20 protein-coding genes are annotated in these 25,192 nt (G+C 68.9%); 7 read left to right on the top strand and 13 right to left on the bottom strand.

The genetic code is table 11. The features are described from left to right. Nucleotides 1-142: 142 nt before the first annotated feature. Nucleotides 143-1,645, top strand: a complete 1,503-nt coding sequence (locus ACF8NF_RS11850; RefSeq protein ID WP_392450636.1) for a leucyl aminopeptidase family protein — start codon at nt 143-145, stop codon at nt 1,643-1,645. A gap of 115 nt (nt 1,646-1,760) precedes the next feature. After that, nucleotides 1,761-3,431, top strand: a complete 1,671-nt coding sequence (locus ACF8NF_RS11845; protein ID WP_016451452.1) for an ABC transporter substrate-binding protein — start codon at nt 1,761-1,763, stop codon at nt 3,429-3,431. Nucleotides 3,432-3,433: 2 nt separating this feature from the next. On the opposite strand, the gene dmeF is transcribed toward ACF8NF_RS11845, so the two are convergent. Next, nucleotides 3,434-4,465, bottom strand: coding sequence for a CDF family Co(II)/Ni(II) efflux transporter DmeF (dmeF, locus tag ACF8NF_RS11840; RefSeq protein WP_047216872.1), 1,032 nt, complete (start codon nt 4,463-4,465; stop codon nt 3,434-3,436). Nucleotides 4,466-4,510: 45 nt separating this feature from the next. Here dmeF and ACF8NF_RS11835 point away from each other — a divergent pair, with 45 nt between their 5' ends. Together ACF8NF_RS11835 and ACF8NF_RS11830 are read left to right on the top strand one after the other, a co-directional pair. After that, a complete protein-coding gene (locus ACF8NF_RS11835) occupies nt 4,511-4,786 on the top strand; it encodes a metal/formaldehyde-sensitive transcriptional repressor (RefSeq protein WP_348649967.1) in 276 nt (91 codons plus the stop codon). Nucleotides 4,787-4,983: 197 nt separating this feature from the next. Then, the gene (locus ACF8NF_RS11830) at nt 4,984-11,061 is read left to right on the top strand and encodes a DUF4011 domain-containing protein (RefSeq protein WP_392450635.1); all 6,078 of its coding nucleotides are present in this window, start codon (nt 4,984-4,986) and stop codon (nt 11,059-11,061) included. Nucleotides 11,062-11,199: 138 nt separating this feature from the next. On the opposite strand, the gene ppk2 is transcribed toward ACF8NF_RS11830, so the two are convergent. Together ppk2 and corA are read right to left on the bottom strand one after the other, a co-directional pair. Continuing rightward, entirely contained in the window at nt 11,200-12,120 is a 921-nt protein-coding gene (ppk2, locus tag ACF8NF_RS11825) for a polyphosphate kinase 2 (protein WP_017404332.1), read from the bottom strand. Nucleotides 12,121-12,234: 114 nt separating this feature from the next. Further along, nucleotides 12,235-13,209 carry a magnesium/cobalt transporter CorA gene (gene corA, locus ACF8NF_RS11820; protein WP_012206223.1) on the bottom strand — a complete coding sequence of 325 codons (975 nt, stop codon included), beginning with the start codon at nt 13,207-13,209 and terminating at the stop codon, nt 12,235-12,237. Between the two features lie 181 nt (nt 13,210-13,390). Between corA and ACF8NF_RS11815 the strand changes: the two genes are divergently transcribed. Next, nucleotides 13,391-14,284: an amino acid ABC transporter substrate-binding protein gene (locus ACF8NF_RS11815; RefSeq protein ID WP_392450634.1), complete on the top strand. Its 894-nt coding sequence runs from the start codon at nt 13,391-13,393 to the stop codon at nt 14,282-14,284. 31 nt (nt 14,285-14,315) lie between these two features. On the opposite strand, the gene ACF8NF_RS11810 is transcribed toward ACF8NF_RS11815, so the two are convergent. From ACF8NF_RS11810 to ACF8NF_RS11785, 6 genes are all read right to left on the bottom strand, one after another. Beyond that, nucleotides 14,316-15,683, bottom strand: a complete 1,368-nt coding sequence (locus tag ACF8NF_RS11810) for an LLM class flavin-dependent oxidoreductase (RefSeq protein ID WP_267179122.1) — start codon at nt 15,681-15,683, stop codon at nt 14,316-14,318. Between the two features lie 47 nt (nt 15,684-15,730). Further along, nucleotides 15,731-16,456: an ABC transporter ATP-binding protein gene (locus ACF8NF_RS11805; RefSeq protein ID WP_013801847.1), complete on the bottom strand. Its 726-nt coding sequence runs from the start codon at nt 16,454-16,456 to the stop codon at nt 15,731-15,733. After that, nucleotides 16,453-17,316, bottom strand: a complete 864-nt coding sequence (locus tag ACF8NF_RS11800; RefSeq protein WP_034366761.1) for an ABC transporter permease — start codon at nt 17,314-17,316, stop codon at nt 16,453-16,455. Before ACF8NF_RS11800 ends, ACF8NF_RS11805 begins: the two co-directional genes overlap by 4 nt. 19 nt (nt 17,317-17,335) lie before the next feature. Beyond that, nucleotides 17,336-18,328 carry an ABC transporter substrate-binding protein gene (locus ACF8NF_RS11795; protein WP_016446411.1) on the bottom strand — a complete coding sequence of 331 codons (993 nt, stop codon included), beginning with the start codon at nt 18,326-18,328 and terminating at the stop codon, nt 17,336-17,338. Between the two features lie 111 nt (nt 18,329-18,439). Then, nucleotides 18,440-18,745, bottom strand: a complete 306-nt coding sequence (locus tag ACF8NF_RS11790) for an NIPSNAP family protein (protein ID WP_016446410.1) — start codon at nt 18,743-18,745, stop codon at nt 18,440-18,442. Nucleotides 18,746-18,800: 55 nt separating this feature from the next. Further along, nucleotides 18,801-20,357 (bottom strand): methyl-accepting chemotaxis protein, encoded by a 1,557-nt coding sequence (locus ACF8NF_RS11785; RefSeq protein WP_016446409.1) that lies wholly within the window; start codon nt 20,355-20,357, stop codon nt 18,801-18,803. 123 nt (nt 20,358-20,480) lie between these two features. On the opposite strand from ACF8NF_RS11785, the gene ACF8NF_RS11780 reads away from it, so the two are divergent. Next, nucleotides 20,481-20,744 (top strand): VF530 family protein, encoded by a 264-nt coding sequence (locus tag ACF8NF_RS11780; protein WP_310043904.1) that lies wholly within the window; start codon nt 20,481-20,483, stop codon nt 20,742-20,744. A gap of 126 nt (nt 20,745-20,870) precedes the next feature. Here ACF8NF_RS11780 and ACF8NF_RS11775 read toward each other — a convergent pair whose 3' ends face one another. Further along, a complete protein-coding gene (locus ACF8NF_RS11775) occupies nt 20,871-21,746 on the bottom strand; it encodes a LysR family transcriptional regulator (RefSeq protein WP_016446407.1) in 876 nt (291 codons plus the stop codon). A 140-nt stretch (nt 21,747-21,886) separates the two neighbouring features. Here ACF8NF_RS11775 and ACF8NF_RS11770 point away from each other — a divergent pair, with 140 nt between their 5' ends. Next, entirely contained in the window at nt 21,887-22,882 is a 996-nt protein-coding gene (locus ACF8NF_RS11770; protein WP_392450633.1) for an NAD(P)H-quinone oxidoreductase, read from the top strand. A gap of 29 nt (nt 22,883-22,911) precedes the next feature. On the opposite strand, the gene ACF8NF_RS11765 is transcribed toward ACF8NF_RS11770, so the two are convergent. Genes ACF8NF_RS11765 through ACF8NF_RS11755 form a run of 3 tightly spaced genes read right to left on the bottom strand, consistent with a single transcriptional unit; the run spans nt 22,912 to nt 25,125 of the window. Beyond that, the gene (locus tag ACF8NF_RS11765) at nt 22,912-23,586 is read right to left on the bottom strand and encodes a hypothetical protein (RefSeq protein ID WP_392450632.1); all 675 of its coding nucleotides are present in this window, start codon (nt 23,584-23,586) and stop codon (nt 22,912-22,914) included. A gap of 4 nt (nt 23,587-23,590) precedes the next feature. After that, complete coding sequence (locus ACF8NF_RS11760) at nt 23,591-24,109, bottom strand: carboxymuconolactone decarboxylase family protein (RefSeq protein ID WP_016451460.1); 519 nt, start codon at nt 24,107-24,109, stop codon at nt 23,591-23,593. Nucleotides 24,110-24,120: 11 nt separating this feature from the next. Further along, complete coding sequence (locus ACF8NF_RS11755) at nt 24,121-25,125, bottom strand: Bug family tripartite tricarboxylate transporter substrate binding protein (protein WP_392450631.1); 1,005 nt, start codon at nt 25,123-25,125, stop codon at nt 24,121-24,123. Nucleotides 25,126-25,192: the final 67 nt, after the last annotated feature.

The raw sequence follows: 25,192 nt of genomic DNA, 5'->3' as shown, positions 1-25,192 counted from the left end.
CTGGCACCATGGCAGGCATCCTGTGCCGTCGATGGCTGTGCTCTGGCGCTGCCTTCCATCAGGGGTTTGCGCATATCCATATGCGGCAGGCTTGTTTGCGATAGCCAGGTTGGCCTTTAGGCTGGCGCGCTTTGACCACGCCATGTCCAGCCCCGTCACAACCGTCCATTCCGATTCCCGCCCCGGCGCCTTTGCCATTTCATCCCAACCCGCCACGGCCTTGCACCGTGCCACGCCCGCCACGCTGGCGGCCGTGCTGGAGCAACTACCCCCGGCCCAGGCCCGATGGGCGCGCGCCGCAGGCTTTGATGCGCAGCCGGGCCGCATCCTGCTGTTGCCCGGCATGCAGAGCGAAGTGCAGAGGGAAGGGCAGGGCGAGGGCACTGCCCTCGCTGGCGTGCTGGTCGGCGTGGACCCGGACCAGCTGCTGTGGCAGCTGGCCGGCCTGCCGGCTGCGCTGCCGCCCGGCACCTATGCGCTCGCCGATGCGGATGAGGCTCAGAGGCCGCATCTGCTGCTGGGCTGGGCACTGGGCGCGCTGCCATCGACCCGCCAGGCGCGGCAGTCGGATGCGGCAACCGCTCCATCACTCGCTCTATCACTCGCTCGGTTGGTGGCAAGCCCCGATGAGCAGGCCGCCGTCGCGCCAATGGCCGCCGCCATTGGCGAGGTGCGGCGGCTGGTCAACCTGCCTGCCAACCAGCTGGGTCCCGAACAGCTGGCCCAGGCCGTGGCCGACCTGGCCGCGCGCCATGGCGCGCGCTACCGGCAATGGGTGGGCGACGAGCTGCCCGCCGCAGGCTTTGCCCTGGTGCACGCCGTGGGTCGGGCGGCGTCCCGGGCGGCCCAGGCGCCGCGCGTGGCCGAGCTGACCTGGGGCGATGCCGCGCTGCCCCATGTGGTGCTCATCGGCAAGGGCGTGTGCTTTGACTCCGGCGGGCTGGACCTCAAGCCCGCCGCAGGCATGCGCTGGATGAAGAAGGACATGGGCGGCGCCGCACACGCCCTGGCCCTGGCCGATCTGCTGATGCAGGCGGGCCTGCCCATCCACCTGAAGCTGCTGGTGCCTGCGGTGGAGAACGCCGTGGGTGCCGGTGCGCTGCGGCCCGGCGACATTATCGAGGCCGGTGACGGCCGGCGCGTGGAGATCGAGAACACCGATGCCGAAGGCCGGCTCCTGCTGGCCGATGCGCTGCACCACGCCATTCGCAGCGCGCCCACGCCGCCCGCGCTGCTGATCGACCTGGCCACGCTCACGGGCGCTGCGCGCACGGCGCTGGGGCCGGACCTGCCCGCGCTGTTCAGCAACCATGACGGCTGGGCCGATGAGCTGCTGGCCCAGGGCCGCGCGCAGGCCGACCCGCTGTGGCGCCTGCCCCTGTGGGCGCCGTACCGCCGCATGCTCCGCTCCGACCAGGCCGACCTGCTCAACGCCGCCAGCACGCCACAGGGCGGCGCCATCACGGCTGCGCTGTTCCTGGAGAGCTTTGTGCCGCCCGAGCTGCCCTGGCTGCACCTGGACCTGTTCGCCTGGAATCTGGAGGAGCGCCCCGGCCGGCCCAGGGGCGGCGAAGCCCAGGGCCTGCGCGCGCTGTACGCCCTGCTGTCGCAGCGCTTTGCATCTGCGCGCAGCGCATTTGCATAGGCGCAATCGGGCTTTGCGGCGGGCTGGTGGCTCCACACAATCGGCCGTCTGGTGCAGCCGGCGCGGCACCCGCCGCCGCATTTCTGCGATCTTGTTCCGGCTGCCAGGACACTTCATGACCCAAAGACGCTTCCTGCCTCGCCTTTCCCTGCTGCGCACCCACTTGCGCACCCTGCGAACTTCCGCACTGCTCCCCGCCCTGGCCGCAGCCTTGCTGTGCGCACCGCCCGCCCAGGCCGAAACCCTGCGCTGGGCGCGCTCCACCGACGCATCCACGCTGGACCCGCACGCGCTGAACAACGGCCCCAACCACAACCTGCTGCACCAGATCTACGAGCCGCTGATCATCCGCACGGCCGATGGCAAGCTGCTGCCCACCCTGGCCACGTCCTGGGCGCTGACTGCCGACCCCTCGGTCTGGGAGTTCAAGCTGCGCAAGGGCGTGAAGTTTCATGACGGCAGCCTGTTCACGGCCGACGACGTGCTGTTCTCGCTGCGCCGCGCGCGCTCGGCCACCTCGGACATGCGCTCGCTGCTGACCTCGATCACCGACGTGACCAAGGTCGATGCCTTCACCGTGCACATCAGGACCAACGGGCCCAACCCGCTGCTGCCGGCCAGCCTCATCAACATCCAGATCCTGAGCGCCGCCTGGGCCAAGGCCCATGGTGCCGAGCAGCCGCAGAACGCGCTGGCCAAGGAAGAGAACTACGCCACGCGCAACGCCAACGGCACGGGGCCCTACGTCATCGCCTCGCGCGAGCAGGACACGCGCACCGTGCTGCGGCAGTTTCCCGGCTACTGGGGCAAGGGGCTGTTCCCGCTGGAGATCGACGAACTGGTCTACCTGCCCATCAAGTCCCAGGCCACGCGCGTGGCGGCGCTGCTGTCGGGCGAGGTGGACTTCGTGCAGGACCTGCCCATCCAGGACATTGCGCGCCTGAGCGCCGACCCGCGCTTTCGCATCAACCAGGCCGCCGAGAACCGCACCATCTTCCTGGGCCTGAACGTGGGCGCCGCCCCGCTGTCGCATTCCGATGTGAAGGACAAGAACCCGCTGGCTGACCTGCGCGTGCGCCAGGCCTTCCAGCTGGCCATAGACCGGCAGGCCATACAGCGCGCCGTGATGCGCGGCCTGTCCGTGCCCACCAACATCATTGCGCCGCCCTTTGTGCATGGCTACGAGAAATCCTTTGGCGCCGTGGGCAAGGCCGACTTGGCCCAGGCCAGGAAGCTGCTGGCCGAGGCCGGCTATCCCAACGGCTTCGGCATCACCCTGCATTGCACGAACGACCGCTACCTGAACGACGAGGCCATCTGCCAGGCCATCGCCGGCTTTTTGGGCCGCATCGGCGTGAAGACGGCCGTGTCGTCCCGGCCGCTGGCCATCCAGACGGCGGCCATCAACAACCAGGAGACGGATTTCTACCTCTACGGCTGGGGCGTGCCCACCTATGACTCGGCCTACGTCTTCGACTACCTGGTGCACACGCGCGGCAAGAATGGCCGGGGCAACACCAATGCCACGCGCTACAGCAATGCCGAGCTGGACAGCCAGATCGTCTCCCTGGCCTCCGAGGGCGATGCGCGCAAGCGCGATGCCACCATCCACTCCATCTGGAGCACGGTGCAAAAGGAGCTGATCTACCTGCCGCTGCACGACCAGATCCAGACCTATGCCATGGTGCGCAAGTTCGACATCCCGGTGAATCCGTCGAACACGCCTTACTTCAAGCTGTTCAAGCAGCCCGGTGCGCGCCAGGCTGCGGTGGCCGGCGCGCAGTAGGCTCAGTGTGTCGCAGCCGGCTGCGGCCGGTTGACCTCCACGGTGACGTGGACCAGTTCCTCGTGCACGCCAAGCAACTGGCGCACGGCATCGGGGTCCACGCCTGCGGGCGCGTCCAGTGCCACGATGCAGGCGTAGCGCGCCTTGCCCACGCGCCAGACATGCAGGTCGGAGATCTGCGCGGCAAACGGCGCCTGGGCGATGGCCTCACGCACCTCGCTGACCACGGGGGCGTGCATCTCGGCGTCCAGCAGCACGCGGCTGCTGTCGCGCAGCAGGCCCATGGCCCATGCCGCCACCAGCACGGCGCCGGCCAGGCCCATGGCCGGGTCCAGCCATCCCAGGCCCCAGGCCATGCCGCCGAACAGGGCGGCGATGGCCATCACCGAGGTGGCGGCATCGGCCAGCACATGCAGGTAGGCCGAGCGCAGGTTGAGATCGCTGTGGTCGCCATGGTCGCCGTGATGGCGGTCGCCCGCGTGGCCGCCGTGCGCATGCCTGCCGTGCCCGTGGTGATGTCCGTGGTCGTGACCGTGACCGTGACCATGGTGATGCCCGTGCCCGCCCTTCAGCAGCCAGGCGCAGACAAGGTTGACCAGCAGGCCCAGCGCGGCCACGCCCAGTGCCTGCTCGTAATGGATGGGCGAGGGCGAGAACAGGCGCTGCACCGACTGCCAGGCCATGCCGCCCGCCACCAGCAGCAGCAAGATGGCGCTGGTGTAGCCGGCCAGCACCTCGATCTTCCAGGTGCCGAAGGCAAAGCGCGTATCGCCCGCCAATCTGCGCGCGGCCGCATAGGCGCCAGCTGAGAGCCCCAGCGCCAGCGCGTGCGATCCCATGTGCCAGCCATCGGCCAGCAGCGCCATGGAGTTGAATCCGTACCCGCCTGCGATCTCCCCGACCATCATGGCCGCCGTCAGCCCCGCAGCCAGCATGGCACGGCGCTCGCCCAGCGGGTTGCCTTCGTCGAAACGGTGTGAATGCTGCCTGGGGCTGGCGCCGCCAGCGGTCGAGAGGGATGGAATGCTGTGCATGAAGATACTGTACCCCAGTATGTGCAGGCGCCTAGAATGGCCCTCATGGCACATACGATTCAGAACAAGAAGCGCTTGCTCACGCGCATCCGCCGCATCCAGGGCCAGGCCCAGGCGCTGGAGCGCGCGCTCGAGGCCGAGCACGACTGCGCGGCCATCCTCCAGCAACTGGCGGCCGTGCGCGGCGCCGTCAACGGCATGATCTTCGAGGTGCTCGAGGGCCATGTACGCACCCATCTGGGCGATGGCACGGCCGGCAGCCAGGCCCGTGAAGACGACGTGGACTTGGTGCTGTCGGTGATGCGCTCGTACATGAAGTGATTGATGAAGTGATGGCCGGCCCTGCGGATTGGCGCTCTCGGCGCGGTTTCCTGCTCTCATTTTTTGCAAACAGTGACCCCTGAAAACCGCCCATCTCGGACACGGCGCCCCATTCGCAGCGGACAATCGTCAGGCCAGGAATATGACGGGATTTCGACAGTTCCCGCCGCCTGCTGGCCAGCCAAGGACTACCGCGCATGACAGAAGACCCCCGCCGAGATTCCCCCGCAGATGCCGCCCCCGCCGCCGCCCAGGCGCCGCAGACGGCCCCGCAGCTGCGCATCGGCACCGTCGCCAAGCTCAATCTCGCCGACTTCCAGAACGCCGTGCCCGCGCTGCTGGAGCTGGCCATCGTCAACGAGGGCGAGCTGCCGCTGCAGGCGCTGAGCCTGCACCTGGCCTCGGAGCCTGCCTTCATCAAGCCGCGCACGTGGCGCCTGGAGTCGGTGGCCGCGCACAGCACCTATGCGCTGACCGACCTGGATGTGGCGCTGGACGGCGCCTTGCTCTCGCGCCTGACCGAGGCCGAGCCTGCCGTGCTGCGGCTGGAGCTGCGCAGCGGCCAGCCGGCAGAGACGGTGCTGGCCCGGCACGAACACCCGCTGGAACTGCTGGCCCGCAACCAGTGGGGCGGCCTGGGGCATTTGCCCGAGATGGTGGCGGCCTTCGTGCAACCCAATGATCCGGCCGTGGACCGCATCCTCAAGGGCGCGGCGCAGGCGCTGGAGGCGGCGGGCAAGTCCGGCGCCATCAACGGCTATGAACAGGGGCCGCAGCGGGCCTGGGAACTGGCCTCGGCCATCTGGACCTCCGTGCTCCAGAAGAAACTCAACTACGCGCTGCCGCCGGCCAGCTTCGAGCATGCGGGCCAGAAGATACGCGGCGCGTCCCAGGTACTGGATGCGGGCCTGGCCACCTGCCTGGACCTGACGCTGCTGTTCGCCTCCTGCCTGGAGCAGGCGCACCTGAACCCGCTGCTGGTCTTCACGCGCGGCCATGCCTTCGTGGGCCTGTGGCTGGGCAGGCAGGAATTCTCGACCGCCGTGGTCGATGACATCACGGCCGTGCGCAAGCGGCTCAAGCTGCAGGAGCTGGTGGTCTTCGAGACCACGCTGGCCGCGCAAGGCCAGGCCGTGGCCTTCAGCCAGGCCATTGCCCAGGGCGCGCGCCAGCTGGCCGAAGAGCATGAGGACCAGTTCGAGCTGCTGGTGGACGTTCGGCGCGCACGCATGCAGCGCATCCGCCCGCTGGCGCTGGCCCAGCCGCAGGACGCCGCGCCCGAGGCCGGCGAAGGACAGGCCGAGCCACGGCTCACCGTGGAGCCGCCGCCCGAACTCCTGGCGCAGGCGCAGACACGCGAAGTGCCCACCTCCCAGCTCGATCCCAAGGACAGGCTGGCGCGCTGGCAGCGCCGGCTGCTGGACCTGTCGCTGCGCAATGCCCTGCTCAACTTCAAGCCCGGCAAGAAATCGCTGCTGCTGCAGGTGGCCGCGCCCGCGCTGGAGGACACGCTGGCCCGGGGCCAGGTGCTCAAGCTGCTGCCCAGCCCCGAGCTCATGCAGGGCAAGGACCCGCGCAGCCAGCCATTGCACGAGGCGCGCAGCCTGGAAGACCTGCGCGGCGCGCACGCCGAAGAGGCGCTGCAGCGGCGCGAGGTCTTCATCGACCTGGAGCCGCTGGAGCTGGACAGCCGCTTTGTGGAGCTGTTTCGCGGCGCGCGCAACGCGCTGCAGGAAGGCGGCGCCAACACCTTGTTCGTGGCCCTGGGCTTTCTGGTCTGGAGCCGGCCCGACAAGCCCGATGTGCGCGTGCGCGCGCCGCTGATCCTGCTGCCCGTCACGCTGGAGCGCAAGAGCGCGCGCTCGGGCTTCACGCTGCAGGCGCATGAGGACGAGCCGCGCTTCAACCCCACGCTGGTCGAGATGCTGCGCCAGGACTTCCAGCTGGAGCTGGGCGTGCCCGCAGGCGACCTGCCGCGCGACGAGGCCGGACTGGACATCACCGGCATCTGGGCCCGCGTGCGCGAGGCGATCAAGGACGTGCGCGGCTGGGAGGTCAGCGAGGACGTGGTGCTGTCCATGTTCTCCTTCGCCAAATACCTGATGTGGAAGGACCTGGCCGAGCGCGCCGACCAGCTGCGCAGCTCGCCCGTGGTCGCCCACCTGATCGACACGCCGCGCGAGCCCTATCGCTCGGAGATCGCCTTTCCCGACACGCGGCGGCTGGACCAGGAGTTCGCGCCGCAGCAGGTCTTCAGCCCGCTGCCGGCCGATTCATCGCAGCTGTCGGCCGTGATGGCCGCTGCGCGCGGCAAGGACTTCGTGCTCATCGGCCCGCCGGGCACGGGCAAGAGCCAGACCATTGCCAACCTGATCGCGCAGTGCCTGGCCGAGGACAAGCGCGTGCTCTTCGTGGCCGAGAAAATCGCCGCGCTGGACGTGGTCTACCGCCGCCTGCGCGAAGTGGGCCTGGGCGAGTTCTGCCTGGAGCTGCACTCCAACAAGAGCCGCAAGCTCGACGTGCTGGGCCAGCTGCAGAAATCCTGGGACTCGCATGGCCAGGTGGATGCCGAGGCCTGGGCCGCCAAGGCCAGCCAGCTCGGCCGCCTGCGCGAGCAGCTGTCGGCCTATGTGGAGCGCCTGCACCGGCGCCACGCCAACGGCTGGACCATCTACCGCGCCATTGGCGCCGTGGCCGGTGGCCAGGCGCTGCCGCGCCTGGGATTTCACTGGCCCACGCCCCAGGCCCATGACGAAGCGGGCCTGGCCCTTTTGCGCGAGACTGCGGGCCGCCTGCAGGCCAATGCCCAGGCCGTGGGCGCGCAGCATCTGAAGGACGGGCCGCTGGCCACGGTGCAGGCCAGCGACTGGTCCGTGCGCTGGCAGCAGCAGATGGTGGATGCCGCCCAGGCCCTGCACGATGCAGGCCAGGGCTTTGCCGAGGCGGCGCAGCAGCTGGGCCGGCTGCTGCGCATCGAGTGGCCGGCGCTGGGGCGCCAGGCGCGCTCGGCGCTGGGCGTGATCGCGCGCGCGCTGCCTGCGGCCGCAGGCCGCAACCTGGCTTTCTGCGTGCTGCCTGACGGCGCGCGCATTGGCGAATCCCTGCAATCGGGCCTGCAGCTGCTGGCGCAGCACGGTGATCTGTCCGCACAGATTCCGGCGCCCTGGCCGGCCGAGCTGCAGACGCGCCTGGCCCAGGCGCTGGACCTGCTGGCGCAGCGCCGGCGCCTGCAGGCCGGGCTGGGCACGCCCTGGCCCGTGTCCCTGGGCGACGAGCTGGAGCGCGGCCTGCAGTGCATCGACGAGATCGCGGCGCTGCGCCAGGGCCTGTCCGTCAAGTACGGCCCGGGCGTGGGCCAGCTCAATGTCTCGCAGCTGCAGCGCGAATGGGCCAGGGCCGGCAAGTCCTTGTGGCCGCTGTCCTGGCTGGGCCGGCGCAAGGTGCGCGCGGCGCTGGAGGCCACCATCGAAGGCGCGGGCGAGCCGCGCGTGGCCGATGACCTGGCCGCCCTGGTGCGCATCCGGGGCCTGCGCGAGGAACTGGACCAGATCCAGCCCGGCGCCGCAGCCGACGGCCTGTGGGCCGGACACCGCACGCGCACCGACCATGCGCGCAGCGCCTTGAAGGCCAATGCGGCCCTGCTGGCCGCGCGCGCGCAGAAATCCTTCTCGCTCGATGGACTGGAGGCCGTGGCCGAAGGCCACGGCGGTGAGCGCTGGGCGGCCGAAGTGCAGCGCCTGCAGGCCCTGTACCAGATCGACCGCCAGCTCGATGGCTACCTGCCGCTGGCCGATGCCAGCCACGGCCTGTGGCGCGGCCTGGAAACCGATGCCCAGGCCTTGCAGGACGCGCTGGCCTTCGAGCGCGAGCGCCTGCAACTGACGCGGCGCGGCGGCCTGATGGCATCGCACGCCGCCGTGGCCCAGGGCCGCTGTGGTGCGGCGCTGCAGCAGGCCCATGCGCAGCTGGCGGCCCGCAGCGCCATCGAGGAACAGCTGCTGGCGCTGGACGATCTGCGCTTGCGCTGCCCCGGCGTCTGGGACGGCCTGGACACGCGCCCGCAAGCCGTGGAGCATGCGCTGCGCCTGCAGGGATCGCTGCAGGCAGGGCTGACCGGGCTGGGCTGGCAGGAGGCCGAGCTGGCCCAGGCACGCCAGGCGCTGCACCAGGTGCTGGCCTTGCGCAGCGCCGAGCTGGGCGAGGGTGCCGCGGTCGGCATGGCCTGCCAGCAGTTGCTGGACAGCCTGGCCGGCCTGCACGCGGCCATAGACCCCTTCAGCGCGGCGGCAGCCCATGGCGAGCCGCAGCAGCGTGCCCTGGCCCAGCGCACGGCCGAGCAGCTGGCGGCCACGGCGGGCGGCGTGCTGGCCGGGCAGGGCGGCCTGCATGCCTGGTGCGCCTGGCGCAATGCCCAGGCCACGGCCCGCGCGGGCGGGCTGGGTGCGCTGGCCGACGCCATCGAGTCCGGCAGCCTGGAACCGGCCCAGGCGCCCCAGGCCTTCGAGGTCAACTACGCGCGCTGGTGGCTGGCGCTGGCCGTGGACGAGGACGAGGTGCTCAAGCGCTTTGTCTCTGCCGAGCATGAGCGGCGCATTGCCGACTTCCGCGCGCTGGACGATGAATTCACCTCGGTCACGCGCCAGTGGATACGTGCGCGGCTGTGCGCGGGCCTGCCGTCGGCCGACAGCATCCAGCGCAACAGCGAGTGGGGCATCCTGCGGCGCGAGATCACCAAGAAGCGCCAGCACCTGCCGCTGCGCCAGCTGCTGGAGCAGATCCCCTCGGCCGTGCTGCGCCTGACGCCCTGCCTGCTGATGAGCCCGCTGTCCATTGCCCAGTACCTGAGCGCCGAGACCAGCAACTTCGACATCGTCATCTTCGACGAGGCCTCGCAGATTCCCGTCTGGGACGCCATCGGCGCCATGGCGCGTGCGAAGCAGGTGGTCATGGTGGGCGACCCCAAGCAGCTGCCGCCCACCAGCTTCTTCGGCCGCGCCGACACCTCCGACACCTTCGACGAGGACACGCAGGGCGTGGAAGGCGACATGGAAAGCATCCTGGACGAATGCCTGGGCGCCAGCCTGCCCACGCGCAACCTGTCGTGGCACTACCGCTCGCGCCATGAAAGCCTGATCGCCTTCAGCAACCACCGCTACTACGGCGGCGGGCTGGTGACCTTTCCCTCGCCCGTCACCGATGACCGCGCCGTCAGCTTCCACGCCGTGCAGGGCCGCTATGAAAAAGGTGGCGCCCGCATCAACCAGCCCGAGGCCAAGGCCCTGGTGGCCGACCTGGTGGCGCGGCTGAAGTCGCCGGGGTTTGCGCAGTCGGGCGCCACCATCGGCGTGGTCACCTTCAACTCCGAGCAGCAAAGCCTGATCGAGGATTTGCTGGACGAAGAGCGCCGCAAGGACCCGGGGCTGGAGCCGTTTTTCTCCGATGCGCTGCTGGAGCCCGTCTTCGTCAAGAACCTGGAAAGCGTGCAGGGCGACGAGCGGGACATCATGTACTTTTCCATCACCTACGGGCCCGATATCTCGGGCGCGGTATCCATGAACTTCGGCCCGCTCAACCGCGACGGCGGCGAGCGGCGGCTGAACGTGGCGGTGACGCGCGCGCGGCAGGAGCTGCGCATCTTCTCCAGCCTGCGCGGCGAGCAGATGGACCTGTCGCGCACCCAGGCGGCGGGCGTGCGCGATCTCAAGCACTTCCTGGAATTTGCCGAGCGCGGCCCGCGCGCGCTGGCCGAGTCGCACCATGGCAGCCAGGGCGATTTCGACAGCCCCTTCGAGGCCAGCGTGGCCCAGGCGCTGGAGCGCAAGGGCTGGCGCGTGCACACGCAGATCGGCGCATCCTCGTTCCGCGTGGACCTGGGCGTGGTGCACCCGGACCATGCGGGCAGCTACCTGGCGGGCGTGGAGTGCGACGGCGCCACCTACCACCGCTCGGCCACGGCGCGCGACCGCGACAAGCTGCGCGAGCAGGTGCTGCGCGGCCTGGGCTGGCAGATTCTGCGCATCTGGTCCACGGACTGGTGGGTCAACCCGGGCGGAAAGCTGGAGCGCATCCACGCGGCGCTGACCGCGCTGCTGGAGCAGGACCGGCGCAAGCGTGCGGCCGAGGTTGTAGAGGTTGCCGAGGTGCCGCAGGCGGCTGCAGTCGCCGAGGCAGAGCCAGCGCCAGAGACGCCTGAGGCGTCCGAGTCTTCCGAGCCCTCCGCGTCCTCTGAGTGGCCCGAGGCATCCGTGGAGGACGGCGAGGCACATAAGGTCTGAAAGTCGGCCGTGCGCATGAAATGGGCACTTGCTGAAGCCAGAGACACCAAGGAAGGGCCGCCCCCGCACCGAGGGTGTCGTCCCCCTCCCCCGCAAAGCGGGTAGAGAGGGGGAAGGCGCGAAGCGCCTCAGGGGGTGTCAGTACTTGTCCGGAACGTACATGTGCTGGGGAACCGGGTTGCGCGTGTACTCCGGGTTGCGCGTGCGCTCGGGCAGCACGATGGCCGGGTGCTCTATCTCCTCGTAGGGCAACTGCGTCAGCAGGTGGGAGATGCAGTTGAGCCGGGCCTTCTTCTTGTCCACGGCCTGCACCAGCCACCAGGGCGCCTCGGCGATGTGGGTGCGCTCCAGCATGGCTTCCTTGGCCTTGGTGTAGTCCTCCCAGCGGCGGCGGCTCTCGAAGTCCATGGGGCTGAGCTTCCACTGCTTGAGCGGGTCGTGCACGCGGCCCAGAAAGCGCAGGTGCTGCTCCTCGTCGGTGATGGAGAACCAGTACTTCACCAGCGTGATGCCCGAGCGCACCAGCATCTTCTCGAACTCGGGCACGGAGCGGAAGAACTCCTCGTACTCCTCGTCGGAGCAAAAGCCCATCACGCGCTCCACGCCCGCGCGGTTGTACCAGCTGCGGTCGAAGAGAACGATCTCGCCGCCCGCAGGCAGGTGGGAGACATAGCGCTGGAAATACCACTGCGTGCGCTCGCGGTCGTTGGGCGCGGGCAGGGCGGCCACGCGGCACACGCGAGGGTTCAGGCGCTGGGTGATGCGCTTGATCACGCCGCCCTTGCCGGCCGCATCGCGGCCCTCGAAGAGGATGACCACCTTTTTCCTGTGGTGCTGCACCCAGTCCTGCAGCTTGACCAGCTCGCCCTGCAGGCGCAGCAGCTCGCGGAAGTAGGTCTGGCGGCTCACGGTGTCGGCACCGTCCAGATCGTCGCCACCGCTGCCCAGGCGGGCGTCGTCTATCTCCATCTCCAGTTCTTCGTCGTAGCTGTCGAGCAGATCGCGTTCGATGCGCTGCATCAGCGAATCATGGTGGTCGGGCAGAAGTTCGTCGTACATGGTGGGGAATCCGGGCGTCCAGGAGTTGGCGCCTGGGATGGTGGCGTGGATGTGTGACGCGGCTGTGACGGTGCGGCTGGGTGAATACCCTGGCACCGCTCGCCTTCCCGCCGCCTACAGCCACCCCGCCTTGCGGAACTTGTAGTAGAGCAGGCCGCAAACACCCAGCACGAACAGCAGTGCGGCCGGATAGCCGTACTGCCACTTCAGTTCGGGCATGTTCTCGAAGTTCATTCCCCAGACGCCGAAGAAGGCCGTGCAGATGGCGAAGATACTGGCCCAGGCTGCCAGCCGCTTGGTGACTTCGTTTTCCTCGATGGACACCATGGACAGGTTCACCTGGATGGCCGTGCCCACGGTGTCGCGCATGGTGTCGATCTGGGCGTTGATGCGGCCCAGGTGATCCATCACATCGCGGAAGTAGTCCCTGGAGCCCACGCAGATCTGGGGGACGCGCCCGCCGTTGAGCTTGCCCACGGCTTCCAGCAGGGGGGCCACGGCGTGCTTGAGGTCCATGGCGCGGCCCTTGAGTTCATACAGCTGCTTGATGTTGTCGCGCGCCGCGCCCTTGGTGAAGATCTGCTGCTCGATCTGCTCCAGCTCCACCTCCAGCGCGTCGATGATGGGAAAGTAGCGGTCCACCACCGCATCCATCAGCGCATACAGCACAAAGCCCGAGCCGTGGCGCAGCAGCTCCGGCTCGCTCTCGCAGCGCTCGCGCACGCCCAGGAAACCGCGCTTGCTGCGGTTGCGCACCGACAGCACGTAGTTGGAGCCCACGAAGACATCGACCTCGCCATGGTTGAAGTGCCCGGGCCGCTCGGGCTCGGGCTCCAGCAGGTGCATCACGGCAAACAGCGAGCTGCCGTACTCCTCCAGCTTGGGCCGCTGGTGACCGTGCAGCGCATCCTCCACGGCCAGGGCATGCAGGCCGAACTCCTGGCGCATCTCCTCCAGCTCGGCCGGCGTGGCGTCCGCCAGCGCCACCCAGACGAAGCAGCCGGGCCGCTCTATGTAGTTGCTGATGTCGGCGACGGGAATGTCCGCCAGCTTGGCCCCGTTTTCGTAGGCAACGCAGTTGATCAGCATGGGAATTCCCTCGGTAATTCTGGTGCTGGTGATCCTGCCATAACGGGGGAGGGGGAAAAGCCAGTGCCCAAGCTGCCACCGAAACAGCCAGCAGCCCAGGTTTGCGCACCTAGTAACAATACGTGTATAACCTGTCACAACCTGCTGGGCGCCGCCCGGCGCTTGCGAGCCAAGGACTCAGATGATCTTTCGCCAGTGGGGTATTGCGTTGGGTGCGTTGGGCCTGTGGGCCTTGAGCGGTGTATCTGCAGCCGGTGTGCTGGACAAGATCCAGGCCGGTGGCGCGCTGGTGATTGCGCACCGGGAATCGTCGGTTCCCTTCTCCTACATCGACACCCGCAGCCGCAAGCCCGTCGGTTATGCGCTGGATCTGTGCCTTCGCCTGGCCGAGGCGGTGCGCAAGCAGACAGGCAGGAAGGACATGAAGGTGGAGTTCCTGATGGTCACGCCCGCCAATCGCATGGCCGTGATCGAGCAGGGCAAGGCCGACATGGAGTGCGGCTCGACCACGAACAACGCGCAGCGGCGCCAGACCGTGGCGTTCACGGTTCCCCATTTCATCACCGGCGCCCGGATGCTCGTGAAGGCCGACAGCACCATCAACGCGATGGAGGATCTCAAGGGCAAAAAGCTGGTTTCCACCAAGGGCACCAGCCCGATGGCCCTGGTGACGCAGGCCAACAGGCAGCGCCTCATGGGCATCACCATTGTGGAGGCCCCCGATCACGCGAGGGCCCTGGAGATGGTGGAGAAGGGCGAAGCCGACGCGTTCGTGATGGATGACGTGCTTCTCAACGGGCTGGCCGCTGCACGGCCCGATCCACGTGCCCTGAAGGTGGTGGGCAAGTTCCTGTCCACCGAACCCCTGGCGATCATGCTGCCGAAGGCCGATACCGCGTTCAAGAAACTGGTCGATGAAGAGATGAAGCGGATCATCACCAGCCGCGAAATCCACCCCATCTACGAGAAGTGGTTCCTGCAGCCGATTCCACCCAGCTCCACGAATCTGAACCTGCCGATCAGCTACCTGCTGCGCGACTTCTGGAAGTACCCCACGGCGGACATTCTGCTGTAGGCCCGTCTGTGCAGCCGCAGCGCCGCATCGGTCAAGCCGCCAGCGCTCGCTCCCTTGGGCGGGCGGCTGGGGCACCACCCGCCCCCGTCCCCGCCAGCTCCCCCAGCCCGAAATGCCCGCGCAGCGTGCGGCTTTCGTATTCCTCGCGGAACAGGCCGCGCTTGCGCAGCAGGGGGACGACTTCGCTGGTGAACAGCTCGAACTGCTGGTTGAGTATGGGCGGCATGACGTTGAAGCCATCGGCTGCGCCGTGCCTGAACCAGTCTTCGATGATGTCGGCCACCTGTTCGGGCGTGCCGGCCACGGCCAGGTGGCCGCGGGCGCCGGCCAGGCGCCTGAGCAGGCCGCGCAGGGTGAGGCCGTCGCGCAGGCTGGTTTCCACGTAGCCCACGGCGCGGCTGCGCGAGGCTTCGACCTTGTCGGGATCGGGGAAGTCGTCGCGCGTGAGCAGGCGGTCCAGCGGCACGGCCGAGAAGTCGTGGCCGCCAAAGCGTGCGGACAGGCGGGCCAGGCCGACCTCGATGCTGGTCAGGCTGTCGAGCTCTTCCCAGACCTGGCGCGCCTCGTATTCGGTGGAGCCGATGGCGGCGCTGATGCCGGGCAGGATCACGATGTCCTGCGGGCGGCGGCCCAGCCGCTGCGCCTGTCCCTTGATGTCGGCATAGAAGGCCTGGGCCGATTCCCGCGAGCCATGGGCCGTGAAGATGGCCTCGGCCCATTGCGCGGCAAAGGCACGGCCCGATTCGGACTGGCCTGCCTGCACGAAGACGGGCCGGCCCTGCGGGCTGCCGGGCACGTTGAGCGGGCCGCGCGTGCGGATGTATTTGCCCTCGAAGTGGATGGGCCGGATCTGCGATGCGTCGAGGAACTGGCCGGCCGCCGTGTCGTCCAGCAGGGCGCTGGCCGGAAAGCTGCGCCACAGCGCATCGACGGCGGACACGAATTCCTCGGCGATGCGGTAGCGGTCGCCGTGGTCCACGCTGTCGGCCAGGCCGTAGTTCAGGCCCGCATTGGGCGCCCAGGAGGTGACGATGTTCCAGCCCGCCCGCCCCTTGGACAGATGGTCCAGCGAGGCGAACTGGCGCGCCAGCGTGTAGGCATGGCTGTAGGTGGTGGAGGCGGTGCCGATCAGGCCGATGCGCTCGGTGCGCAGTGCCAGTGCCGTCAGCAGCACCAGCGGGTCCAGCAGGCCCGAGGTGATCTGCTGGCCGTTCTCGGGCCCGACCAGGCTGTCGGCCAGGAAGACGGCGTCGAATTTGGCGGCCTCGGCGATGCGTGCGGCATCGACGTACAGCTCCAGGTCGGTGAGCGCCTTGCGGTTGGCGCCGGGATGGCGCCAGGCGCCTTCGTGGTGGCCGCGCGTCATGAGGAACAGGTTCAGGTGCAGTTGCCGAGACATGGGAGCAGTCCTTTGTTGTGTGGGTTGTTTCGCGGGCGGGGCCGGCGTCAGGCGATCTCTGTCTCGACGCCCAGGCTGCGCAGCAAGGTGGCGCGCAGCTGCATGAAGGCAGGATGGTCGGGGCGGCGGGGATGGGGCAGGTCCACGGCGTGGTCCTCGGCGATGCGGCCGTCCCTGAGCACCAGGATGCGGTCGGCCAGCAGCAGGGATTCGTCCACGTCGTGCGTGACGAGGATGACCGTGGGCCGTATGCGCTCGACCAGGCGCAGCAGCAGGCCGTGCATGCGCATTCGCGTGAGCGCGTCCAGCGCGCCGAAGGGCTCGTCGGCCAGCAGCACGTGCGGGTCGCGCAGCAGGCTGCGGGCCAGCGAGGCGCGCTGCTTCTGGCCGCCCGACAGCGTGGCGGGCCAGGCGCCAGCCTTGTCCTGCAGGCCCACGTCGTGCAGGATTTGCCGTGCTGCGGGCAGCACGGCGCGGGCGTCCAGCCCCAGCGTGAGGTTGTCCAGCACCGACAGCCAGGGCAGCAGGCGCGCGTCCTGGAACAGCACGGAGACATTGCCCTGCGCACTGGCCGCGCCGCTGGACTGCGCATGGCCGTCCAGCCCGGCGAGCGCGCGCAGCAAGGTGGTCTTGCCCGAGCCGGACTCGCCCAGCAGGGCCACGAACTGGCCCGGGGCAATGTCCAGGTCGATGGCGTCCAGCACGTTCTTGCCGCCAAAGCTGCGCGTGAAGCGCTGCAGCCGCACGGCGCCCGGGGTGGGGTGATGGCTCATGATCCCAGCGACCTCCGGTAGGACAGCACATGCGCCTCGACGCGGCGCACCACGGCGTCGGACAGCAGGCCCAGCAGGGCGTAGATGAGGATGCCCACCACGATCACATCGGTCTGCCCCCAGTCGCGGGCGCGGTTCATGAGGTAGCCGATGCCGGTCTGCGTGTTGATCAGCTCCAGCACCACCAGCGCCGTCCAGCACAGCGACACGGCAATGCGCAAGCCCACGAAGAAGCCCGGCAGCGCGCCCGGCAGCGCCACCTTGCGGATGAATTCGGCGCGCGAAAGGCCCAGGGTCTGGGCCAGCTCCACATGGCCGATGTCGATGCCGCGCAGGGCCGCGTGGGTATTGATGTAGACGGGCACCAGCACGGCCGTGAAGATCAGAAAGATCTTCATGGACTCGCCAATGCCCAGCCAGATGATGGCCAGGGGAATCAGCGCCAGCGTGGGCACGGCGCGCTTGATCTGCACCAGGCCGTCGAGCAGGGCCTCGCCCGTGCGCGTCAGGCCCGAGGCCAGGGCCAGCAGCACGCCAGCCACCACGCCCAGCAGCAACCCGCTGTAGGCACGGCCTGCCGATGCCAGCAGGTGGGGCAGCAGGCTGCCGTCGGCCACCATGCCGTAGCCGGCGACCAGGGCCTGCGAGGGCGCGGTCAGTGTCTCGGGCGACAGCCAGCCCAGGCGCGAGGCCGCCTCCCACAGCACCAGCAGCAGGCCGGGGCCCACCAGCAGCGCGCCCTGCGACAGTCGCGCGGGCACCAGTTGCACGGCGGCCCGGGTGGCGGGCTCGGATTGAGCGGTGGCTGCGGTGGCCGGTGCCAGACCGGCCGCGTTGATATCCAGTTGCGCTTGCGTCATCGTGTGTTTTCTGGCCGGTTCATCGGTTGGCCACGATCACGCGGTCGTAGGTGGACACGAAGGAGCCGGCCGCATCCAGCCGCTGCGGCAGGCTGCCGGCGGCGTGCAGGATGTCGATCAGCTTCTGGTGGTGGGGTTGCGCCTCGGCGGCCGTCTGGAACAGCAGGTCGGACTGCGATGCCAGGATGGCCGCCGTGCTCTCCGCATCGATGCGCTGGAACTGCGTGTAGTAGTGGCGGCCCCATTCCTGCTCGTGGCCATTGCTCCACTTGCCTGCGCGCACGAAGGCGCCAAGGAAATCGACGATGGCCTGGGACTTGGCCGGGTCGGCCAGCACCTCGGGCCGGGCATAGAGGTACGAGGTGGCGGGCAGCAGCGTGCGCTCCTGCGGATCGGGCACGGGCCGCGCGCCGATCTGCTTGCCCAGGCGCGTGACATGGGGCTCCATGAGCACGGCCACGTCCACGGCCTTGGCGCGCAGCGCGTCGTTGAGTTCGGCCACGCGCAGGTTGACCAGCTTCACGTCGGCCAGCGTCAGGCCCGCGCGTGTCAATGCCTCGATCAGGAAGACCTGGCGGCCCGAGCCTTCCACATAGCTCAGGCGCTTGCCGCGCAGGTCGGCCAGGCGCTCTATGCCTGCATCGGCACGCTGCACCAGCCGGTACTGGGCGCGCTCGCGCGTGAAGGTGGCGATGATGGGCAGCTGCACACCGGCGGCGCGCGCCTGGATGGGCGGCGTGTCGCCCACATAGGCAATGTCCAGCGCGCCTGCGCGTATGGCCTCGAAGATGGCCGGGCCGCCCGCGAAGTTGGGCAGCTCCAGCTGAAAGCCCAGGCGCTTGCGCTCGCCGCTGGCATCCAGCAGGTGGCGCAGCAGCTCGCTCTGGTCGGCGACGACCAATCGGGTCCTGGGGTCGGCCGCAGCCCGCGCGGCGGTGGTGGAAGCCAGGGCGGCAGCGGCCAGCAGAGAAGGGCCGGCCAGCAGGAAACGACGCTTGTTCACGCGCTCCATCCTCAAAAGATTGCAATGGGATGGATGCTAGTTAGCGTGCTTCAGTTGTGAAAATACCGATTCCGTATTTGCAAACGCGCGCCACGCACATGGGCGTGGCGCGGGGGAGGTTCAGCCGAACACCGGGCGCATGAAGCTGCGCTCGTAGCTGAGGATGCAGCGCGTGTCCTCCGCGTAGCGGAAGGCCGCCTGGCATTCGGGGTCCTGCATGGACTTGATGCGGTACTCCTCGTACAGCGCCATGCTGGGAAAGCTGAACATGGCCAGCGCCACATTGTTGGCACCTTCGGACGGCAGGAAGTAGCCGTGGTGCTTGCCGCCGAACTTCTCGACCAGCGGAATCCAGGTCTTGCCGTAGTGCTCGAATTCCTTGGCCTTGAACGGGTCGATGATGTAGCGCAGGTAGCAGGTGATCATGGGGATGGAAGAAGGGGAGGTAAGGAAAGGGGAGGCAGGGAGGGCAGAGCCGGCTCTAGAGTTTGAACGAAGCCGTCAGGCGCGACAGCTTCTCCGATTCTTCCTGCAGCACCTGCGTGGCAGCCGAGGACTGCTCGACCAGGGCGGCGTTTTGCTGGGTCACGCGGTCCATGTCGGTCACGGCATGGCCCACCTGCTCGATGCCGCTGCTTTGCTCGCGGCTGGCCGAGGCGATTTCGGTCACGATGCCCGTGATGTTGCGCACCGTGGTGACCACCTCGCGCATGGTCTGGCCGGCCTGGTCCACCAGGGTGGCGCCGGCGTCCACGCTTTCCACCGAGGTCTGGATCAGCGTCTTGATCTCGCGCGCGGCCGAGGCGCTGCGCTGTGCCAGCGTGCGCACCTCGCCCGCCACCACGGCAAAGCCGCGCCCGTGCTCGCCCGCGCGCGCCGCTTCCACGGCCGCATTCAGCGCGAGGATATTGGTCTGGAAGGCAATGCCGTCGATCACGCCGATGATGTCCACCACGCGGCGCGAGGAGCTGTTGATCTCGCCCATGGTGGCCACCACCTGGTCCACCACGGAGCCGCCGCGCTCGGCCACGGAACAGGCGCCCGAGGCGATCTGGCTGGCGTGCTGGGCGTTCTCGGCGTTCTGGTGCACGGTGGCCGTGAGCTGCTCCATGGAGGCGGCGGTTTCTTCCAGCGAACTGGCCTGGCGCTCCGTGCGCTGCGACAGGTCCACGCTGCCCGTGGCGATCTCGCCGGCCGAGCGGTGGATGACGCCGGCCGTGTCATGGATGCGTGTCACCAGCTGGCGCAGCTGCTCGCTCATGCGCTGCACGGCGGCGATCACGCTGCCTTCGGGGGCCTGGGCTGCGCCCGCCAGCCCCGACTGCGACAGGTCGCCCGAGGCGATGCGGTTGGCAATCTCGGCCGCCACCGCCGGCTCGCCGCCAATGGCATTGAGCACGCTGCGCGTGGCCAGCCACGCAATCAGGGACAGCAGTGCGCCCAGCACGGCCAGCGCCGCTACCGACTTGGTGATGGTGGCGACAAAGGCCTGCTGGATGTCGTCCACATAGTCGCCAGCGATCAGGTCCCAGTTCCAGGCCGTGGAGCGCCTGGCATAGGCCAGCTTCTCGCTGGGCTCCTTGGCGCCGGGGCGGGGCCACCAGTACGTGAGGTAGCCGCTGCCCTGGGCCGACGCGCCCACGGCGGCAATGTTGCGGTACAGGTAGTTGCCCTTGGCATCCTGGAAGCCGCCCATGTTCTTGCCGTTGATGCCCGGGCTTGCGGGATTGTTCAGCACCACGGAATCCGTGGTGATGCTGGTGATGTAGCCTGCGCCGCCTGCATAGCGCAACTGGCCCACGCGGGCAATGGCGGTGGCCTTGGCTTCTTCCTCTGTCAGCTTGCCGGCCTTGGCCTCGGCGGCAATCGCCGCAATCAGGCTGTCGCCCGCATCGACGAAGTCGCGCAGCGCCTGCTGCCGGGCCTCGTAGGCCTTGTCGCGTGCCTGGTAGGCGTTGAAGAGGGTGAGCGCAAGCAGCGCGAGAAGGCAGAAAACCAGCGGTGCCAGCAGTTTCTGGCGAAGGGACAGGGCGGGCATGGTCGGGGAGTGCAGCAGAAGGCCAGGAACGCCACAATGCTACAGAAACTTACGGCGTGGTTGCATGTAATTACAAATAAAGCTGCGGTCCGCAGCACTGCAAAGGCGGGCGAAAATCGCGCCATGCAAGAAACCCCGCCTCCCGTCGCCCAGCCCCGCAATCCGCTGCACGGCGTCACGCTCGAAGCCATCGTCCTTGCCCTGGAGGCCCGCTACGGCTGGGCCGGGCTTGCGCGGCAGGTTCCGGTGCGCTGCTTTGCGCTGGACCCCAGCGTCAGCTCCAGCCTGAAGTTCCTGCGCAAGACGCCCTGGGCGCGCGAGAAGGTGGAGGCGCTCTATCTGGAGATGCTGCGCAAGGACAGGCCCAGGCCTGCTTCCCAAGACTGAAGGCGAAGCCGGTGGCCACCGGGCAGCCTGTCCGGTGCGCTGGCGCAGGTTCTGCCGATCATCGGCTCCCGCTGCATGCCTGCATCCCTGCCGCCGTGATTGCCGCCGCCCTGGACAAGCTCTGCATCACGCAGGCTCCGCGCCCAGCGCCTGGGCCAGGAACTCGGCCGTGACGCGCACCCGGGCCGTGCGCTGCAGGTCGGGGTGCATGACCTGCCAGACCTCGTAGTCGTCCGAGCGCTGGCGCTGCGGCCAGATGCGCAGCAGGCCTTCGCGCTCGCCCATGCTCACGGGCATTTCGCCCAGGCCTATGCCGGCCGCCACGGCCTTGCGCACCAGCAGGCTGGAGTTGGCGGCCATGGCGATCCTGGCCTGTCGCGCGGGCACGTCCACCATGGTGGGAACGGGCCGCTGCTCCAGGAAGGGGCCGTAGACCACGAGGTGGTGGCCGCGCAGTTCGTCCTCGGCCACGGGCTCGCCAAAGCGCGCCACATAGGCGGCACTCGCAAACAGCCCTACCGGCCATGCCGCCACGCGGCGCACCACCAGCTCGGGCGCCTCGGGGCGGACGTTGCGAAACGCGATGTCGGCCTGGCGGCGGCCCAGGTTGAGCATCTGGGTGGACACCTCCAGGTCCACGCGGATGCCGGGCCAGCGCTGCTGCAGGCGCTCGATGGCGGGCAGCAGGAATTCTGTGGCAATCGAGTCGGTGCTGGTCACGCGCACCAGGCCGGCCGGGCTGTCGTCCAGGCCTTCGATGCGCGTGCGCAGGTCCAGCGCCGCGCCCTCCATGCGTCGCGCCGCGCCCAGCGCTGCCTCGCCAGCGGCCGTGAGCAGGTAGCCATCCCTGGCGCGCAAAAACAGCTTGCTGCCCAACTCGGCCTCCAGCGCGTTCAGGCGGCGGCCCACGGTGGCCTGGTCCACGCCCAGGATGCGTGCGGCCGCGCGCAGGGAAGGGGCGCGTGTCAGGGCGAGAAAGATGCGGGTGTCATCCCAGTTCATGGCGGTTGGCGTGATGCAGATTTGCAGCACTGTAGAGCGAAATCGCTGCGTTCGAGCGGCTGGCGGCAGTCGTAAGCTTGGGGCATTCGTTTCTTCAACCTGTTTTTGGACACTCTTTCGCCATGAATGACGACGCCCGCATGCAAGCCATTGTTTTCGACGATTTCGGCGGCCCCGAAGTGCTCGTGGTCCGCGACGTGGCCCGGCCCGAAGTCCGGCCCCATGACCTTCTGGTGCGCAATGCCTCCATCGGCGTGAACCGTGCCGATGTCTCGCACCGCAAGGGCGCCTATGGCCGCGCCCACTTTGGCGAATCCGACCTCATGGGCCTGGAGATCGCCGGCACGGTGGTGCAAGTGGGCGCCGAGGTGCAGGGCTTCGCCGTGGGCGACCGCGTCATGGGCATCGTGGGCGGCGGCGCCTATGCCGAGCTGTCGCGCATCGACCACCGCATGGCCATGCATGTGCCCGAGGGCCTTTCGCTGACGGATGCCGGCGCGGTGGCCGAAGTCTTCGTGACGGCGCATGAGGCGCTGTTCCACCTGGCCCAACTGCAGCCTGGCGAAGCCGTGCTCATCCACGCGGCCGGCAGCGGCGTGGGCTCGGCGGCGGTGCAGCTGGCGCATGCGGCCGGGGCGCGCGTGTTCGCCACGGCCAGCGGCGACAAGCGGGCGGCTGTCATGGGCCTTGGCGCCGACGTGTTCATCGACTACCGCAGCGAAGACTTCCAGGCCGTGGTGGCCGAGCAGACCGGCGGCCAGGGTGTGGATGTGGTGGTGGACTTCATCGGCGCCCCGTATCTGGAGCGCAACCTGCGCTCGATGGCCATGGGCGGGCGCATGGTCTGCGTGGGCCTGCTGGGCGGCGCGCTGGCGGCGGCCGTGCCCATGGACGTGCTGCTGTACAGGCACCTGAGGATCTTCGGCACGGTGATGAAGTCGCGCCCGCCCGAAGTCAAGCAGGCCATGGTCCGGCGCTTTGCCCAGCGCTGGCTGCCCGCGCTGGCTGCCGGCACCATCCGCCCCGTGATCGACAGCACCTGGCCGCTGGCCGAGGCCGCGCAGGCGCACCGGCGCATGGAGTCGGGCCAGAGCGTGGGCAAGCTGCTGCTGATTCCCGGGCAGGGCGGTCAATAGGGCGCTCAATAGGGCGCTCAATAGGGCGCTCAATAGGGCGGCCAGGCCGCATCCCCCGCGTCCACGGTCGCGAACATGGTGCGCACGGTGTGCGTGAAATGCGGCCGCGTGATGTCGCTCCAGGCCGTGGCGCGCACCTGCAGCCAGGCCGGGCAGCCCAGCACGCCGGGGTTTTGCAGGTCATAGCAGGCCAGGGACAGCGGGCCGCCGTCGTGGTTCAGGTAGCGGCGTGAATGGATGTTGCCCTGCACGGCGGCCAGGCCCGGCATGTGTTCTTCGTCGTACCAGCGAAAGATCTCGGGCGCCCAGCCTTCGGCCGGGTCCATCTCCACCGTGTAGTGGGCATGGCGCTGCTGCCCGTGCGAGGCGCCGGGCCGGTCGAAGGCCAGCGTCAGCCTGGACGCCCCAAGGTTTGATGCGGCCGGCAGCATGGCCTGCGCCGCCGCCTGCACGGCAAGCACTGCAGGCCGCGAGACGCCGATGCGGCCCGGCAGCTCCACATAGACGTAGATGCGCCCCGTGCTGGCCGACCAGGCGAATCGCTGGACGGTCAGGCGCACGCCCAGGCCTGCCGCCTGGGTGAGGGCGTCGCCAAACGCAGGACCGTAGGCGCTTCTTGCGAGTGCCTTGGCGCTTGCCAGGCAGGGCGCTGCCATCGTCCATCGCAGCAGCAGGCAGTCGGCAGGTATGCGGGAATCAGCCATGCCTTCAGTGCCCGATATGGAATGCGGTGAGAAAGCGCGAGACCATGTTGTAGGCCGCGATGGTGGCCACCAGGTCCACCTGCTCCTGCGCGCTGAAGCGGGCCTGCACCTGGGCGAACAGCGCGTCGGCGACGGTGATGTCGCGCGTCATGGCATCGGTCAGGCGGATGGCAAGGTGCTCTTGCTCGGTCCACGGCGCATCCGCGGCGCAGGGGATGCTGCGGGTCGCCTCGATGGCCGCATCGCTCTTGCCCGCCTTGTGGGCATGGGGCACATGGGCATTGAATTCATAGGGCGCGCCGTTGAGCACGGCCACGCGCAGGATGACCAGCTCGCGCAGCCCTGCATCCAGGCTGCTGCGATTGCGCACGGCCGACAGCATCTGCTCCCATCCGTGGGCGATGGGCGGGCTGTTGAGCAGCACCTGGTACAGCTCGGAAATGCGGCCGCGTTCGGCCAGGATGCGCGATTCCACAGCCGCCAGTTCGGGGCGGGTTCCGGGGAGTACGGGTTGGATTCTCATGGGGGCTCGCTTCAGTCGGGGGTGATGCCGTTGGCGCGTACCACGCGGCTCCATTTGAGGGTGTCGGCCTGCAGCGCCCTGGCCAGCTCGGCCGGCGTGCTGCCCACGACTTCGGTGCCAGCGGCTTCCAGGCGGCTTTTGACCGAGGGCGTGTTCAGCGCCCGCTGCACGGCCTGGCTCATTTTTTCGGTCTCGGCCGCTGGCGTGCCCTTGGGGGCGAACAGGGCGTACCAGTTGTCCGAATCCACGCCGGTGATGCCGATCTCGGCAAAGGTCCTGACCTCGGGAAAGCGCGGGTGGCGCCGGCTGGCGGCAATGGCAACGGGCTTGAGCTTGCCGGCGGAGATCTGTCCGATCAGCCCGGGAATGTCGCCAAAGAAACCATCGACATGGCCCGCCACCACATCCGTGATGGCGGGCGCGGCGCCCTTGTAGGGAATGTGGGCGAGCTGGATGCCCGCATGCTCTTTGAGCAATTCCATGGCCAGGTGCGGCACGCTGCCCGTGCCGGACGAGGCCATGGTCAGCGGTGTACGGGCCTGGCGTGCGGCTGCCACGAACTGCGCGCCGTTGCCGTAGGGCGCCTTGGCGTTGACCACCAGCATCTCCACGTTGCTGACCACCAGCGACACCGGTGCGAGGTCGGTGGCCGGCTTGTAGCCGAGCTTGGGGTACAGCGCCGGGTTGATGGCCACGGCGCCCACGCTGGTCAGCCACAGCGTGCGCGTGTCCGGCTGTGCGCGCGATACGTATTCGGCCGCAATGGCGCCGTTGGCACCGGCCTTGTTCTCGACCACGACGATGCTGCCCAGCTCCTTGCCCAACTGCTCGGCCAGCGTGCGCGCCACGAAGTCCACCGGGCCGCCCGGCGGAAAGGCCACGACGATGCGCGTCATCTGCGGCTGCGCGGGCGCAAGCGCGGGCCATACGGCGCAAACCAGGGCAGCGAGGGGCGCCAGGGCCGCCAGCGCCATGGACAGGCAGCGCCTGCGGCGGGTGGAAGGGATGCTTGTCATGGATGTCTCCTTTTATGGGTATCTGTGGGCAGGGCGACCGGCGATGAGCCACAGGCGACGGGCGCCG

Source organism: Delftia sp. WSY_22 (assembly GCF_043104185.1).
Lineage (GTDB): Bacteria > Pseudomonadota > Gammaproteobacteria > Burkholderiales > Burkholderiaceae_C > Comamonas > Comamonas tsuruhatensis.
The sequence above is the reverse complement of the archived record's forward strand: the minus strand, read 5'-3'. Positions and strand labels throughout refer to the sequence as shown.